Genomic DNA, 16,559 nt, shown 5'->3' on the forward strand with positions numbered 1-16,559 from the left:
TGGAATTGATCTTACGGAGTTTCATATGGCCGGAAGTAATTACATAGATAAAAAGGAGGTGATGGTAAACAAAGAAGTTTTGGAAGAAAAACAAATAAGACAGATAACAAACGTATACAGAGAAAAGATTATAGCTCAGCTTAAGTTGATAACTAAGGATACAAAGGGGATTAAAGAGGCACAAGCGGATATCATAATCAATGAAGACTATACATCGGAAAGATTCGGAGAAGTGAAAAAGGTTTATTTGTATCTGTCTTTGGAAAATGATAACGAGCAAGTAAAGAATGTTTTGAGTGTAAAGAAAGTGGAGATTGACCTTGGAAATACCGAGGATGATACAAAGCCACACGAAAAACAGCTTGATGAAAAAATAAGACTTGAGCTTACGGATAAAGTAACAAGACTTTTAGATGTACCGAAAGAGGATATTGTGATTTCTCTTATGGAGGATTAAGGAGGATAAAATGGGTAAAATAAAAGAAACAATAGAGCGTTTTAAAAACATGCTGGATAAGGATAAGAACAACAAATGGGGCGAGAATCTGGTCATACTTATTATAATCGGTATGATTGTAATAATAGCCGGAGGCACTCTGTTTGGAGGCAATGACAAGAAAAAAGACGAAGGCAAAGGCATAAAAAATGAAGATACGGCAAGTACCCGTGAGGTTTTAAATGTGGATGCTGACGATGGAAAATCTCAGCTGGAAAAAGACATAGAGAATATATTAGGGAAAATTCAGGGTGTGGGCAAAGTCAGTGTAATGATTACCTACGCCTCGGGAAAAGAGATAGTCCCTTATACGGATGTGAAGAGAAGTGATAACAGCACGGATGAAAGGGATAGTTCGGGAGGTACGCGAAGGGCTGTTCAAAACAGTTATGAAAGCAGCATTGTGTATGAGGAAAATGAAAAAGGTGTAAAAAAGCCTATTATAACAAAGGAACTTATGCCGGAGGTGAAGGGGGTCCTGGTGGTCGCGGAAGGTGCATCGGATGCGACAGTGAGAGAGAATCTTATTCACTCGGTCAAAGTTTTGCTTGATATTCCCGCTCACAAGATTCAGGTTGTGGAAGGGAGAAAATAAAATTTAAAAATGCGGTTTATTATAGATATAAAATGTATGGAAATATAATATATATTTACTGAAAAAAAGTTTACTATAAATCATATGTCATAAAGGGGGATTCTTAAATGATGGTTTTGAAAAGAAAGCAAATTGTTGTATTATCTTTGATTCTTATGATTGTTGTAGCAGGATATTTGCAGTACAGCTACAATAAAAGCGGTATGTCCGTAAACGATTCGGATGACATATCGGTAAGTGAATTTGACGATGAAACGGAACGCTTGGGCGAAGCATTATATGTGGATAACACAATGGTTTTGGACGATGAAAAGAAAGATGATAAGAAGGAGGAAAAGAGGGAGGAAGACAAAAAGGAAAAAAGCAAGCAGGAAAACAAGGCTGTTCAGGCTTCAAAAGAAGCAAATGAATTTTTTGCCCAGGCTAAAATGGATAAAGATGTAACAAGGGCAAGAGACAGAGAAGAATTAGAGAAGATCACCAATGACGAGAATGCTACAGAGGAGCAAAAAGCCCAGGCATATGAAAAAATGCTGACGCTTTTGGACAATTCCGATAAAGAAATGAGAATTGAAACATTGATAAAAAATAAAGGCTTCAGCGATGTAGTGGTATTCTTTGGAGATGACGGAAGTGTGGATGTTGTGGTAAAAGCTCCAAGCATTTCGTCGGTAGAGGTGGCTCAGATTGCAGAAATAGCTTCAAGGCAAGCTGGAGTGGATATATCCGATGTTCATGTAAGCAATAAGTTCTAAAAATTTGTGTTTTGCAAAGTTGATAATATAATGTCATGGTGTTATAATATTTGATGTTGGTAAAACCTAACGGTTAGATTGCAGCAAAGGAGGTATTTCTAAGTGGGAGATGCAGGTCAGGGGAGCTCTGCCGACAGAGGAACACTAAAAATTTCAGAAGAGGTTGTAGCTATTATTGCCGGCATTGCTGCAATGGAGGTTCCGGGAGTAGCCGGCATGAGTGGCGGAATTGCCGGTGGAATCGCTGAAATGTTGGGAAGGAAGAACCTTTCTAAAGGAGTAAAGGTTGAGGTTGGAGACAAGGAAGCTGCCATAGATTTATATATAATTGTTGAATACGGGTGCAGAATACCGGAAGTATCCTGGAACATACAGGAAAGAGTTAAAAAGGCTATCGAGACAATGACGGGCCTTGATGTGGTTGAAGTAAATATCCATATTCAAGGTGTAAACATTGAAAAGGAACATAAGAAGGATTCGGACGAGGAACAGGTTAGGGTAAGATAGCATTGAAAATATGTATTTGGGAAAAAATTAAATTAATAACCCGTGAGGGTTTATTTTTTTGGTAAAATGAAATATAATGTATATATAATTTTGCATTTGGACTGGTATGCAAGTAAAATGTGTAATTTGGATTTAATATAGTTAACAGAAGATAAAACAAAAGAGGTGATTTGTGATATATGAACATTATTTTCAGGTGTTTGTTGGCTTTTTATGCATTTTGCCTGACGGTCATTTCCTTAATAACAATGGTTTTCACATTAAAACCTGAAATGCTTGACAGTTCTTTGTCGTTTCTTATGACAAATGTTTTGGCGGACCGGGGTTTGACTGTTTTGCTCTTTATCATTGAGCTTGTCTTTTTTGGCTTAAGTCTCATGTTTCTATTATCGGGAGTAAAAAGTGACAAGGATAAAAAATATATCAGCAAATATAATAATGTTGGAGAGACAAGAATATCATTAAATACAATCGAAAGCATTGCACTTGCTGCTTCAAGAAAACTTGGGGGTGTTAAGGACAACAAGGCTTATGTGAAAAAGCAAGGTGAAAATGTCGTGATATTTATAAAGACAATAGTGATGCCGGATATAAATATTCCTGCCCTTCTTGAAGATATTCAGATGAAGGTTAAGAAGTCTGTTGAAGAAACTACCGGTATTGGAGTAAATGAAGTAAAAGTATCGGTGGAAAATACATATACCGGTTACAGATCCAGAGTTGAGTGATGGAGGTTTTGTTATGACAAACAAAGAAAAGTTAATTGAATTTTACAAATCTCATTATGGAGAGATAAATGGAGCACTCACGGGATTTATTTTTGCTGTCTGTATTCTGATTATAGGTTTCTTCCAGACGGTGTTTATTGCAATATGTGTTGCAATAGGCTATTATATCGGGAAAAAGGTCACTCAGGACAAGGACTATTTGAAAAATCTTTTAGACAGGATTTTACCGCCGGGTACATATAGATAATTATGCAATAAATTGTAAAGGATTTTTAGGAGGAAAGAGTTAATGGGAAGAAGAGCATCCAGGGAGATTGCCATGAAGCTTTTATATCAACTTGAAATACAAAAAGACTCAAAAGAGGAGCAGATAAACAACACCTTCCAGCAATACGATTTGAACGACAATGACAGGGAATATATACTGGATGTTGTTACAGGAGTTTTTAACCATAAAGAGGAGATAGACAGAACTATTGAAAAGTATTCGAAAGGATGGAAACTGTCGAGAATCTCCAAAGTAGACCTTGCAATTTTAAGACTTGCTGTGTATGAAATATGCCATAGAGAGGACATACCGTTTACAGTGTCCATCAATGAAGCTGTAGAGCTTGCGAAAAATTACAGCGGTGAAGAAAGCGGTTCTTTTATAAACGGTATTTTAGGAAAAGTTGTTAAAGTAAAATTATTACCTGTAGACGGAAAGGGAGAAGACGAGGGATAGGATGGAAAACGGTATTTTTAGAATAATATTCAAGGTGAAGAACCATGGGCGAACTTCCGGGCAACAATTGTGACAACATATTAACAGTTTCAGAAGTTAACAGATATATCAAAGAGATCATGTCAAGGGATCTGATCCTGTCAAATCTTTGGGTTAGAGGAGAAATATCGAATTTTAAAAATCATTCTTCAGGACATATGTATTTTACCCTTAAGGATGAAAATGGCCTGCTCAAATGTGTAATGTTCAGAACACATAACTTACGCCTTAAATTTATGCCTCAAAACGGAATGAAAGTAATAATAAGGGGTTATGTTTCGGTATTTGAAAGGGATGGACAGTATCAGCTCTATGCAGAGGAAATGCAAAATGACGGTATTGGCAATCTCTATATTGCTTTTGAGCAGCTAAAGAAGAAGCTTTCAGATGAAGGTCTTTTTGATTCTCAGCATAAGAAAAAGATTCCGTTTATGCCAAAGTCCATAGGAGTGGTCACGTCGGCCACCGGCTCGGTTATCAGAGATATTATGAATATTTTGGACAGACGGTTCTATAATTCATATATAAAGATATTTCCTGTCAGGGTTCAGGGTGAAACCGCTTCTTTGGAAATAAGCCATGCGATAAATAAATTAAATGAAATCGGTGGTGTTGATGTTATTATCCTTGCCAGAGGAGGCGGGTCCTTAGAGGAATTGTGGCCGTTTAACGAGGAAATAGTGGCAAGGAGCATATTTAATTCTGCAATACCGGTAATATCGGCCGTAGGGCATGAGACAGATTATACAATAGCGGATTTTGTTGCAGATTTAAGGGCGCCCACCCCTTCAACAGCTGCCGAGTTGGTTATGCCGGAAAAGCTTGCTATCATAAATAGGATTGGGGAGCTTAATCTAAGGCTTGTGAGCGCTCTTTTAAGAAATGTGAAGCAAAAAAGAGATAAGCTTACAAGACTTACCGATTCGCCGGTTTTCAGGCAGCCTTATGACAGGATATATCAGGAAAGAATGAAGCTTGATATTTTAAACAGGGATTTGAAAAAAAGCATGCTTGCATCCATTGAGAGGTCTAAAGCGAAGGTTGGATTTTTGATAGGAAAACTTGACGCATTAAGTCCCCTTACTGTATTATCAAGAGGGTATGGCATTATAAAGTCCGAAGAAGATGGGACTGTTGTAAAATCCGTCGGCGATGTTGATGCTGGAGACGGAATTGAAGTAAGTTTGGAAGATGGCAAGCTTTACTGTACGGTAAAGGATAAGGTAATATATAAATAAATTTTCGCCTCACAGAAAGGCAGGTAGCTGCAATGAAAAAGAGTTTTGAAGAATCGTTGAAAGAGCTTGAGGAAATTGTAAGGCAACTTGAAAAAGGGGAGTTGTCTTTGGATGAATCCATTGAAATGTTTCAAAAAGGAATGATACTGTCAAAAGACCTTGGAAAAATGCTTGACGATATGGAAAAGAGAGTGTCTATCCTGATTGAAGACGAAAATGGGGATATAAGGGAAGAAGATTTTATTAAGATGGGTGATGACAAGGATGGACTTTAAACAACAACTTGAAAAGTACGTCAATATAATAAATGAATATCTTGACAGGTGTGTTACTGAGAAAGAGCTTCCGGAGAAGAATTTGTACAGTGCAATGAGATACAGTCTTATGGCAGGCGGAAAAAGACTTCGTCCGGTTCTTGCCCTTGCAGTATGCGATATGCTGGGGGGAGATTTGGAAGAAGTGCTTCCTTTTGCATGTGCTGTTGAAATGATTCATACATATTCTCTGATACATGATGACCTTCCGGCAATGGACAATGATGACTTTAGGAGAGGCAGGCCTACAAACCACAAGGTGTATGGCGAGGCATTGGCAATACTTGCAGGAGACGGACTTTTAAACTTGGCATTTGAAACTATGCTGGAGAGTATAATAAAAAGCGGTGCCAATGAGAAAAAGGCAAGAGCGGCAGCGATAATTGCAAAGGCTTCAGGAGCAAACGGCATGATTTCAGGTCAGGTTATTGACCTTGAATCTGAAGGAAAGCAAGTGGATACCGAGATTCTCAATCGTATGCACAGATTGAAAACCGGTGCGTTGATAAAGGCACCGGTGGTGGCGGCAGGTGTACTGTGCGGAGCTTGTGAGGAAGATATAAAAAGATTAGATGAATTTTCCGAATATCTCGGTTTGGCATTCCAGATAAAGGATGACATACTGGATGTGGAAGGCAATACTGAAAAACTTGGCAAGAAGGTTGGCAGTGATGCCGACAATAATAAATCTACCTATGTCACTATTTACGGTTTGCAAAAATCAAAAGAAATACTGTCTGATGTTACGAATAAAGCTGTCCATTGCCTTGAAAAATTCGAAAAAAATGCAGATTTTTTAAGAAGTCTTGCAGTTTATCTTTTGGAGAGGGAAAACTAATGCTATTATCAGTTAGTTGGTTGTCGGGGGTGTGCCGGTGAAATTAGTATATAGCATTTTGTCTAATAAAACGATTACTGTGCCCGTAATTGCATGGTTTATAGCACAATTTTTAAAGGTTGTTAATGTGGTGGTTGTTGAAAGAAAACTGGATTTTACAAGGTTTATCGGTTCCGGCGGTATGCCGAGCTCCCATTCGTCATTTATTGTTTCTCTTGCAACAGTGGTTGGAAAAATCAAGGGAATAGATTCGGCGGAATTCGGTATATCAGTGGCGGTGGCTGCAATTGTTATGTATGATGCCGCTGGAGTTAGGAGAGCCGCAGGAAAGCAGGCAAAGGTATTGAACAAGCTTATATTTTCCCAAAAAGAGGAAGACAGGAAGAATTTTGATGAAAACTTAAAAGAGCTTATAGGGCATTCCCCGTTTGAGGTTTTTGTAGGGGCTATGCTTGGTATGCTGTTGGGTTTTTGTTTTGCATAAGCTAGCATAAGCAAAATATTTGACGTATAACTGGATGTGATTAAACTAAAAGCTTTTATTAGTGTATATAGCAGTTTTTTTGAAGGAATGTGATTCTTTAAACGTTTGTTTTTATGTGATATAATTTTAAGCCATGGGAGCTTAATTGTGACCGAAAGTATATTAATTGAAAATAAAATAAGGAAAAATGCTTATAAGACAGGGTGGTGCAGTATTCTAGTCGGTACTACCGGTTCTGAAGACGGGCCTAAAAATCCGTTGAAGGGCACATCGATGAAGTTCCTGGTGCTGGCTTGTTACGCCCAGTAGTGGGCTGGTGCTGGGAGTTAAGGTTTAGGGGCGATCCGCAATGGCATGCGGGCGTTGACCCCTCTACCGTGGAGACCCGACCTTGTGGAAGTAAAATACACTATAAGCTTTATAAACTGTGCTTATGTGTAAACGCTTCTACGAGCCGGGATTAAACCTGTTATGCGATACCAGTTTATGGTGTTGTGAACAGAGTAGCCTGCCTTGAGTGAAATTGGTGGATAATGGTCAGGTGTAGAAGTATTGGCCGATACATATACACTATAGCAGTTTGAAACCAATTTTGCAAAAGAGGCTAGGAACCGGATAGACTGTCGGGGAAAGCCCCTAGACTGTTCGGTAGCGAGTTATGCTGGGGATTGCAGTGTGGACTAAGTGGTAATCAGGCCCCGCTTCCTTTAAAGAAGCGGCTGAAGGTTTAAAGGGAAACCGCTGAACTGGCGACATTCAGTACCTTCTGTGGAAATCATGCCTGACCTAAGCCGCAAAATTTACTCAGCATATATCCACCCTGTATTATAATGCTTTTATTGATATACTTTTATTTTTTCCTTTAGGAGGAAGACATTAGTGGATGACAATCATAAACATCCTTCCAATGAAAAAAAGATGAAGTTTCGCATAAATATTTTTGGAGCGAAAAACGGAAATATCAAATGGGTTGTACTTATAACAATATTGACTTTTATATTGTCCTCAAGTCTTTCATTCGTATCATCTAATTTGCTTGAGGATGTTAATATTTTTTTTTCGATTTTGATTGTGCTTTTTATCGTACTTATAGGAATTGTTTTTGATATTATCGGAATTGCAGTGACATCCGCAGACGAATCTCCTTTCCATGCCATGGCCTCAAGAAAATATTATGGTGCAAAGCAGGCCATAAGGCTTATAAGAAATGCAAACAAAGTATCGAGTGTTTGTAATGATGTGGTGGGAGATATATGTGGAGTAATAAGCGGTACTGCAAGTGCATTTATAGTTTTTAAGGTTTCACAGTCAGCCAGCGGTTTTGCTGCCGCTTTGGTGGAACTAAGCTTTGCCGGTTTTGTTGCAGCCCTTACCATAGGGGGAAAAGCCATTGGAAAAACCATCGCGATGGAAAATTGCAATTATATTGTTTATAAAGTCGGGGTTGTGGCAAAGTTTTTAACAGGAAGATTCGGTTTTAAGAAGAAGAAAAAGAAGAAGAAACGCAGCCAATAATAGGTAAGTTTCTAAAAACCGTTAAATCAAATGAAGAAGTATAAAATGAGTGAGGATAATCAAGAAACGAATTGAAAGAGAGATGATACCAGGTTGGAATCTATATTGAATAATATTAATTCACCTGATGATATAAAAAAACTGAATTTGGAGCAGTTAAAGGCACTTGCAAGCGAGATTAGGTCTTTCCTTATTGAAAAGGTTTCGAAGACAGGAGGGCATCTTGCTTCCAACTTGGGAGTTGTAGAGTTGACCCTTGCGCTTCACAGGGTATTTAACACTCCACAGGATAAAATTATATGGGATGTGGGTCATCAATCCTATGTTCACAAGATTGTTACGGGAAGAAAAGATAAATTTGATTCTATAAGAAAGCTTGGAGGGCTTTCCGGTTTCCCAAAGTCGGTAGAAAGCGAGCACGATGCTTTTAATACCGGGCACAGCAGTACTTCCATATCTGCAGCATTGGGTATTGCTAAGGCTAGAGATCTCAGGAAAGAAAAATATTCGGTTATTGCTGTTGTCGGAGACGGTGCTCTTACCGGGGGGATGGCTTTTGAGGCATTGAATGATGCCGGAAACTCACCTAATAACCTTATTGTTGTGCTAAATGACAATGAGATGTCAATTGCCAGAAATGTGGGAGGGCTCTCGGTTTATTTAAGCAAGATTCGAACAGAACCTTTTTATTTCAAGGTCAAGGAAGATATAGACATTATTTTAAACAAGATACCGGCAATAGGAAAAAGTGCAGTCAAGGCTCTTGACAGAGTCAAAGGTACGATAAAATACATGATAATGCCGGGAATATTGTTTGAAGAACTGGGATTTAAGTATTTAGGCCCCATCGACGGACATAATATTGCAGAGCTGGAAAATGTCCTTACAAGGGCGAAAAATACCAAGGGTCCGGTATTGGTGCATGTATGTGCTCAAAAGGGAAGGGGTTATACCTATGCTGAAGAAAATCCTGCTGTTTTTCACGGCATCTCGCCTTTTGAGATTGAGACCGGTGAGGTCATTGCCCACAAGGTTCCGGGGTATTCCGATGTGTTTGGAAAGGAAATTGTGGAAATTGCCGAGAAAGATGAAAGGGTTGTCGCACTTACCGCTGCAATGCCTCATGGGACAGGCCTTGACAAGTTTTCAAAGAGGTTTCCGGAAAGATTTTTCGATGTGGGTATAGCCGAACAGCATGCAGTAACCTTTGCTGCCGGACTTGCAAAAAACGGAATGATACCAGTTATAGCTCTTTATTCGTCTTTTCTCCAAAGGGCTTATGACCAAGTGGTGCATGATGTGGCACTTCAAAATCTGCATGTGGTTTTTGCCATAGACAGAGCGGGAATAGTCGGTGAGGACGGGGAGACCCATCAAGGAATTTATGACATATCTTTCTTAAGACATATACCCAATATGACTATTCTTGCACCATGCGATTACAATGAACTTGCCAAGATACTTGAGTATGCCGTGTTGGAGCATGACGGTCCGATTGCCGTAAGATATCCTAGAGGTGCAGGCAAGGAAAAGCTTTTCGATACTCCTGACGTAAAGCTGGGACAATCCCTTCTTGTAAGAGAAGGAAGTGATGTTACTATTGCAGCCGTGGGCAACAAAGTGGAAGTTGCTTTGGAGGTTGCCGAAAAGCTTGGAAAGGTTGGTTTGTCTGCGGATGTTATTTACTGCAGGTTTATTAAGCCCTTGGATGCAAATACCGTTATAAATTCCGTACTTAAGACAAAAAGACTTGTAACAATAGAGGACAATACCGTTGAGGGCGGATTTGGAAGTAGGGTTTTGGAAACAATAAACCAGAAGGGTATTAACGTCATGATAAAGATGTTTGGATACCCGGATGCTTTTATTCCCCATGGTTCTACCAAAGAACTTGTACATATGTACAGGCTTGATCCCGATTCTATTTTTAACGATGTATTAAAACTGATAAATAGAAGCAAGTTATAAAAGCAGGTTAAAATTATATAATTTGACAATAATATTCGGAGGAAGTTTTTTTGAAGAAGGAAAGACTGGATGTTTTATTAGTTAGCAAAGGACTTTTTGAAAGCAGGGAAAAGGCAAAGAGCTCCATAATGGCGGGAGTGGTATTTGTAAACGATAAAAAAGAGGACAAGCCGGGCGTAAAAGTGGATGTCGATTCCGTTATCACGATAAAGGAAAACGTTCATCCTTATGTCAGCCGGGGCGGACTAAAGCTTGAAAAAGCGATAAAAGTTTTTGGCATTGCTTTAAAAGAGAAGACAGCTATCGATATAGGAGCATCAACAGGCGGTTTTACCGATTGCATGCTGAAAAACGGAGCAAAGAAGGTTTTTGCCATTGATGTGGGCTACGGGCAGCTGGCATGGGAGCTTAGGAATGATGAACGCGTTGTATGCATGGAGAGAACCAATATAAGGTATGTAAAACCGGAAGATATTGGCATACTTGCAGATTTTTCATCGATAGATGTTTCTTTTATATCGCTGAAAAAGGTTATTCCCGTTGCAGTTAGCCTGCTAAAGGACGACGGAGAGCTTTTGTGCCTTATTAAGCCCCAATTTGAAGCCGGCCGGGAAAAGGTCGGAAAACATGGGGTTGTCAGGGACAAAGAGGTTCATGAGGAAGTAATAAAAGATATTATTAGTTTTTCCTTAGAAGCAGGGCTTAAAATCCGAGGCCTTGACTTTTCACCTATTAAAGGACCGGAAGGCAATATTGAGTATCTTATTTATTTGTCAAAAAAAGAGGGCAGTATAAATAAAGAAGAGCTTTTTGAACTTGCGGACAAAGTTGTTGATGATTCCCACAGAGAATTGTCCTTATGAAAACGGTTGTCCGATTTGAAATTCATTAAATGCGGGGAGGCATTAAACTCAATGAAAAAAGGCTTGTTAAGACAATTTCCGAAGCAAATCAGGGAAAAAATCCTTGACCATACTATTGAGAGCTATGAGTTAAGAGACACGATATTAAAGCTTATTGAAAGGAATCCCAAATTTATAATAAGGATGTATTTAAATGACGAGGAGCTTCGGGAATTGCTCGACGAGAAAGATTTTGAAATGATTGAGAACAGGCTGAAGACCGCTTTAACCTATGAATGGTTTTATTTTGAGTTTAAAAAAGCTGTCAAAGAGAACATGGATGCGTTCGTCCGGGATATAGCCGAAAGCTTTGCTTTTTCAATACTGTATGAAAATAAGTATGAATATGATGAAAACAGCGGCAAAATAAAGGATTGCGGCAAGTACAATCTTGAGGATTATGACAAACTCGGAGATTTTATGTGCGATTATGGGCTAATGACCCATGATATCGACAATTATCTTGATATTGACCCTGATAACGGCACTTCCCATTTTGATGAAGTTGCCCTCAATTATTTGCACAAAACACTAAAGCAGCTCTTAATTGACGTATATAATAAACGCAGGGATGAATTTCTCAAGTTCTTTGGCATTGAACAAGATTATTTACTAAGCGACATGGACTTTGAAGAGCTTGAATATGAGCTTTTTGAATTCTTCGATACCGATTTTCCGATTCTTGATTTGAATAACCCGGTAGGCATTGCCGCAGAATTGGTGTCTCAAGTAGAGGAAATGGATGCTAAAATACTGTTTGACATGGGAAAAGAAGCGGTAATATCAAAAGAAAAACAGTAATATAAGAGGGGAATATTAATATATATTTTATTGGTTATTGAATTATTTTGGATTTAAAGGTATAATAAAATTAAGCTGGAAATTCTATTTTATCTGCCTGGTTTATTTTTTGCTCTTTCTTGATACTTCTTGTAATATATGGTGCAATTGATAAATTCTTGTTTCATGCTAAAATTCCTATCTGATATTTGTGAAAAGCTTCAGCGATTATCTGCATTTAAAATGTCCTGATATTTACCTTGATTTATAATACCCGAAACAAATATTAAACTGTAATGTAAATTTCAGAACAGTTTAAAAATATTTTACAATTTAATAAAATAAGGAGATGAAGGGTAAAAATGAGTGAAATTAATTTGAAAAACAGAAGGAAAAAACGTGTTTTGTCTTTTTTCATTGCGATGGTGATGCTAAGCTTGGTCGGAATATTTCCTACGGAATTGATTCAGTCCGAAGTTTTAGCCGAAAAAATAACAGAGAATTATCAATTTGATTCACGAGTTCGTCTAAACTCAATAGGCTTTATACCAAGTCACAGTAAAAAGGCGTCTATTGCCGCAAATTGTTCAACCTTTCATGTTGTTAAAGAAGACGGAACAATAGTGTATACAGGAACGGCAATGGCATTGTATGACAATGATACTAAAGAAGTTGTTCACATAGCTGATTTTTCACCTGTCACTGAAGAAGGAACCTATTATCTGGCTGTGCCGGGAGTAGGAAAAAGCGTAAACTTCAAAATTGCAAAGAATGTATATGAAGATGCTTTTAAAACTGCAATGCTTGGAATGTACTTACTGCGCTGCGGTACCAGCGTATCGGCCACCTACAACGGAATACACTATTCCCATGCTGCTTGCCACACAAGAGATGCTTATCTTGACTACATAAACGGACAGCATACAATCAAAGAGAGCACAAAAGGCTGGCATGATGCAGGCGATTACAACAAATATGTGGTAAATGCCGGCATAACTGTCGGTTCAATGTTTTTGGCATGGGAGCATTTCAAGGACCAGTTGGAACCTGTAGTTTTGGAAATTCCGGAAAAATCAAACTCAATACCGGATTATCTTGATGAGATAAAATATGAGATAGATTGGCTTCTTACCATGCAATACCCGGACGGAAGCGGAAAGGTGGCGCATAAAGTTTCTACAAGGAACTTTGGTGGCTTCATTATGCCTGAGAATGAGCATGACGAAAGATTTTTTGTGCCTTGGAGCAGTGCGGCAACTGCCGATTTTGTTGCTATGATGGCCATGGCTTCAAGAATATTCAGACCCTATGACCCCCAATATGCGGATAAATGTATAAATGCGGCAAAAGTAAGCTATGAGTTTTTAAAAGCAAATCCTGCAAATGTCCTTGCAAATCAGAGCGGATTTTCAACAGGAGAATATGCGACTAGTTCTGATGCCGATGACAGGCTGTGGGCAGCGGCGGAAATGTGGCAGACCCTGGGAGATGAAGAATACCTTAGGGATTTTGAAACCCGGGCAGCTCAATTTTCAAAAAAGATTGAGGCTGACTTTGACTGGGACAATGTTGGAAATTTAGGTATGTTTACTTATATTTTATCAGAAAGACCGGGCAAAAATCCTGGTTTGGTGCAGTCAATAAAGGATAGTCTCTTAGCTACGGCAGATTTCATTGTTGAGACCAGCCAAAAGCACGGTTATGGCAGGACCCTTGGAACAACGTACTACTGGGGATGTAACGGTACGGTTGTAAGGCAGACCATGATACTTCAGGTAGCGAATAAAATTTCGCCCAAAAAAGATTATGTAAATGCAGCCCTTGATGCCATTGCGCATGTATTTGGAAGAAACAATTACAACAGGTCCTATGTAACCGGACTTGGAATAAATCCGCCTATGAATCCGCATGACAGGCGTTCCGGAGCGGACGGAATAAGGGAGCCGTGGCCGGGTTATCTTGTGGGCGGAGGATGGCCGGGACCAAATAATTGGGTAGATATTCAGGACAGCTACGAAACCAATGAAGTTGCTATAAACTGGAATGCTGCATTGATTTATGCCCTTGCGGGATTTGTTAACTATAATCCTGCCGAAACAGAAGTATTGTATGGGGATGTAAATGACGACGGAAAAATAAACTCCTCTGACCTTACTTTGTTAAAAAGATATGTACTAAGAATTGTTTCGGATCTACCTTCCTCTAAGGCGAAAAAGAACGCAGATGTAAACCGTGACGGAAAGATTAATTCCAGTGATGTTACAATAATCTCAAGGTATTTATTAAAAATAATTGATAAATTACCAATATAGTATGTAAAATAAAAGCTCGGGACATCGAGTCCCTTCGCTTTTGCCTCTTTCATTTCATTCCAAGAGGCCAAATAAATGAAAGCCCTGCGGCAAAAGCTGCTGCAGGGCTTTGTACAATTTACTCATATTAATTGCCGAAAAAATCCATAACCAAATCCAGTGGGGAATTTCCTATGCTCTTTGCATATCTGAAACCACAAAGCATTTGAGATTTGTCCTTGATTTTGAGTACCAAATCAAAATCCGTTACTTCTGCAACATTTGTGTCATAGTCAAAAATTCCAAACTCATTTTTTGACGATTGACCCACTTCTAAAACAGTATTGGATTTTACATTATTTTTATAAGCTTCGGATTTGGTTTTTCTCAATATATATTTTAGCTCCTCTTCACTTAGCAGCCGAAATCCTTCGTTGTGTTCGAAGATGGTGGAGGTACCGTAGCTTGTTTTCTCGAAGGAATAATACTCTTTGATTCCATAACTTTTACTTTTCTCATTGCAGAATGTGTAAAGGTCCAAACTGTTCTTTATATTCACCGTACCGTACTTTTCTACTGTCTCAAATACCGCCGGGTAATTTTCGGATTTAATATTTAAATTGTATTTGGAATTGTACTCTTTGATGTTTATTTTATTCTTTGAGAGACTATTCCATTCCCGGATTGTTACCAGGTTTTTGCTGACATAAAAGGGCTTTACGGTGACTTTTTTCCCTTCATCATCGATAAAAGTCCCGCCTTCGATTTTGACCATGTTTGAAAGGTCCAGTCCCTGAGGAAAGTATTTTTTCGTCAAGCGTTCCTCATTTTCTTTTTCAGTCAATTTCCGTGTATAATTGGCGTTTGAAAGTAAAATATCTTCAACCTCGCCACTTTTACCGGGTTGCGACGATTTTTTAAGATTGATTTTGGTACCGTTTATTTCAATAGAATTAACGATATTTTCCATAATGCTTTCCGTAAGATACTTATTATCCGTGGGATCATAAATGAATGAAAAGACATACAGATTTTTGTCATTGTATATAAAGAGTTTTTTACTCATTAGCTTATAGCCGGTTTCTTTGATTTCAAAAGGTATAAATCCCTTTGTGGTGACAAAGGTAAACCCGTTTTTCTCAATAACCGTAAGATTGTCTGGTTTTAAATCTGAAAAATATATGTATTGACCGATAAGCTGCTTGTTTGTTCTTGGCACATTCTTAAAAACTTGAACGGTGTATGATTCCACAGTTTCAAGGTTACTTGGCGAAAAAATGACCCCGCCTTTCGACAATTCAAGATAGGGGTGTCCTTTAAATACTTCTTCTTCGGTAAAGTCGAGGCTTGTTACAGTGCCGTCTGCTTTAAAGGTATAGGATGCGAACTGTTCTATATTGGAGCCTTTCATACCTTGGGGCACCAAGGTAAAGAGGTTGTAAAGCTCATTGTAATAGCTTGATTTGGGCATTTTTTCCGTTTGATTTCCGCTTGCGGATTTTGTTGTGATTGTAACAACTTTGCTTTTGCCGTCCCATTCCACGGTAGCGCCGAAAGCTTCCGAGATAAACCTTACGGGAACAAAGGTTCTTCCTCCCACAATAACCGAGGATGTATCAAGCTTTATTTCTTTACTATTGACTTTGGCGGTTTTTGCGCCTACAACCAATGAAATTTCCACACCTTGCTTTTTTATTACTACCTTGCGTTCCTTTTCAATCCAGTCTACTTGGGCATCGAGGGATTCGGAAATGAATCTGATGGGCACCATTGTTCGAGAGTTGCTGTCAATAAAAGGTTTTTGATCTGAAAAATTAATTTTTTCTCCGTTTACAATGACTGAGATGTTTGAATTTGCATGAGCAGCTGTCGGAAAACACAAAATAAAAACACACAGCACTATAAATAACAGTTTTTTTGCCATACAATCAGCCCCCATCTTAATTGGAATGTTATATGCTTTCAAACAAGAAATTCAAGCAGCTTTTGGAAATACGTTACTAATCAAAATTATACTATAAAAAAAATTAATACAAGTCAATCTATTTTTAATTCCATTTTTCAAAAATAATAATTAATATGTTTTTTCGGATGACGATAAGATAAAAACTTGTGTATTCTTTGATACAAATCAAAAAAATAAAGTTACAAATTAAATTATTTTCTCTTTTATTTGAAAGAAATATGTGGTAATATATATTTAGAAATCATAATTTTAATAATTTTATATGACATTATTTAGTAAAGCAATATTCGCAGATTCTCCTCAATAAAGTCGTATTTATCATGGAGCAACTCTTCATAAATGAAACTTCTTCATACCCGGCAAACAACTTAAAAAAGTAATGTTACTTTTTGTGAGAGTCAAAACAGAGTAATTCTTTT

General features: G+C 38.2%; 18 protein-coding genes. 17 read left to right on the top strand and 1 reads right to left on the bottom strand.

Annotated elements, in window-relative coordinates; genetic code table 11:
* From PLH43_RS00755 to PLH43_RS00835, 17 genes are all read left to right on the top strand, one after another.
* Positions 1 to 457: stage III sporulation protein AF (locus tag PLH43_RS00755; RefSeq protein WP_324359059.1), on the top strand; the 457-nt coding region annotated here is incomplete at its 5' end.
* 10 nt (positions 458 to 467) lie between these two features.
* Positions 468 to 1,091 (top strand): stage III sporulation protein AG, encoded by a 624-nt coding sequence (locus tag PLH43_RS00760; RefSeq protein WP_324359061.1) that lies wholly within the window; start codon positions 468 to 470, stop codon positions 1,089 to 1,091.
* A 107-nt stretch (positions 1,092 to 1,198) separates the two neighbouring features.
* Complete coding sequence (locus PLH43_RS00765) at positions 1,199 to 1,846, top strand: SpoIIIAH-like family protein (RefSeq protein ID WP_324359064.1); 648 nt, start codon at positions 1,199 to 1,201, stop codon at positions 1,844 to 1,846.
* A 102-nt stretch (positions 1,847 to 1,948) separates the two neighbouring features.
* Positions 1,949 to 2,353 carry an Asp23/Gls24 family envelope stress response protein gene (locus tag PLH43_RS00770; protein ID WP_324359066.1) on the top strand — a complete coding sequence of 135 codons (405 nt, stop codon included), beginning with the start codon at positions 1,949 to 1,951 and terminating at the stop codon, positions 2,351 to 2,353.
* A gap of 179 nt (positions 2,354 to 2,532) precedes the next feature.
* Positions 2,533 to 3,081 carry an alkaline shock response membrane anchor protein AmaP gene (gene amaP, locus PLH43_RS00775; RefSeq protein ID WP_324359068.1) on the top strand — a complete coding sequence of 183 codons (549 nt, stop codon included), beginning with the start codon at positions 2,533 to 2,535 and terminating at the stop codon, positions 3,079 to 3,081.
* A gap of 13 nt (positions 3,082 to 3,094) precedes the next feature.
* On the top strand, positions 3,095 to 3,328 hold the full coding sequence (locus PLH43_RS00780) for a DUF2273 domain-containing protein (protein ID WP_324359070.1): 234 nt from the start codon (positions 3,095 to 3,097) through the stop codon (positions 3,326 to 3,328).
* 42 nt (positions 3,329 to 3,370) lie between these two features.
* Complete coding sequence (nusB, locus tag PLH43_RS00785) at positions 3,371 to 3,805, top strand: transcription antitermination factor NusB (protein WP_324359072.1); 435 nt, start codon at positions 3,371 to 3,373, stop codon at positions 3,803 to 3,805.
* A gap of 44 nt (positions 3,806 to 3,849) precedes the next feature.
* Complete coding sequence (xseA, locus tag PLH43_RS00790; RefSeq protein ID WP_324359074.1) at positions 3,850 to 5,082, top strand: exodeoxyribonuclease VII large subunit; 1,233 nt, start codon at positions 3,850 to 3,852, stop codon at positions 5,080 to 5,082.
* A 32-nt stretch (positions 5,083 to 5,114) separates the two neighbouring features.
* Complete coding sequence (gene xseB / locus PLH43_RS00795; RefSeq protein WP_324359076.1) at positions 5,115 to 5,357, top strand: exodeoxyribonuclease VII small subunit; 243 nt, start codon at positions 5,115 to 5,117, stop codon at positions 5,355 to 5,357.
* Positions 5,338 to 6,234, top strand: coding sequence for a farnesyl diphosphate synthase (locus PLH43_RS00800; protein ID WP_324359078.1), 897 nt, complete (start codon positions 5,338 to 5,340; stop codon positions 6,232 to 6,234). Before xseB ends, PLH43_RS00800 begins: the two co-directional genes overlap by 20 nt.
* A gap of 37 nt (positions 6,235 to 6,271) precedes the next feature.
* The gene (locus PLH43_RS00805) at positions 6,272 to 6,718 is read left to right on the top strand and encodes a divergent PAP2 family protein (protein ID WP_324359080.1); all 447 of its coding nucleotides are present in this window, start codon (positions 6,272 to 6,274) and stop codon (positions 6,716 to 6,718) included.
* Positions 6,719 to 6,865: 147 nt separating this feature from the next.
* Positions 6,866 to 7,027: a hypothetical protein gene (locus PLH43_RS00810; RefSeq protein ID WP_324359082.1), complete on the top strand. Its 162-nt coding sequence runs from the start codon at positions 6,866 to 6,868 to the stop codon at positions 7,025 to 7,027.
* 570 nt (positions 7,028 to 7,597) lie between these two features.
* Entirely contained in the window at positions 7,598 to 8,233 is a 636-nt protein-coding gene (locus PLH43_RS00815) for an Mg2+ and Co2+ transporter CorB (RefSeq protein WP_324359083.1), read from the top strand.
* Positions 8,234 to 8,338: 105 nt separating this feature from the next.
* Positions 8,339 to 10,201: a 1-deoxy-D-xylulose-5-phosphate synthase gene (gene dxs, locus PLH43_RS00820; protein ID WP_324359085.1), complete on the top strand. Its 1,863-nt coding sequence runs from the start codon at positions 8,339 to 8,341 to the stop codon at positions 10,199 to 10,201.
* A gap of 50 nt (positions 10,202 to 10,251) precedes the next feature.
* Positions 10,252 to 11,064: a TlyA family RNA methyltransferase gene (locus tag PLH43_RS00825; RefSeq protein WP_324359087.1), complete on the top strand. Its 813-nt coding sequence runs from the start codon at positions 10,252 to 10,254 to the stop codon at positions 11,062 to 11,064.
* 51 nt (positions 11,065 to 11,115) lie between these two features.
* Positions 11,116 to 11,904 carry a hypothetical protein gene (locus PLH43_RS00830; protein ID WP_324359089.1) on the top strand — a complete coding sequence of 263 codons (789 nt, stop codon included), beginning with the start codon at positions 11,116 to 11,118 and terminating at the stop codon, positions 11,902 to 11,904.
* A gap of 341 nt (positions 11,905 to 12,245) precedes the next feature.
* Positions 12,246 to 14,195: a glycoside hydrolase family 9 protein gene (locus PLH43_RS00835; protein WP_324359091.1), complete on the top strand. Its 1,950-nt coding sequence runs from the start codon at positions 12,246 to 12,248 to the stop codon at positions 14,193 to 14,195.
* Between the two features lie 127 nt (positions 14,196 to 14,322).
* Here PLH43_RS00835 and PLH43_RS00840 read toward each other — a convergent pair whose 3' ends face one another.
* Positions 14,323 to 16,098, bottom strand: a complete 1,776-nt coding sequence (locus PLH43_RS00840) for a stalk domain-containing protein (protein ID WP_324359093.1) — start codon at positions 16,096 to 16,098, stop codon at positions 14,323 to 14,325.
* Between the last annotated feature and the right edge of the window lie 461 nt (positions 16,099 to 16,559).

Origin of the sequence: Acetivibrio sp. (assembly GCF_035371925.1) — a bacterium.
In the GTDB taxonomy this organism is placed as follows: Bacteria; Bacillota; Clostridia; order Acetivibrionales; family Acetivibrionaceae; genus Hungateiclostridium.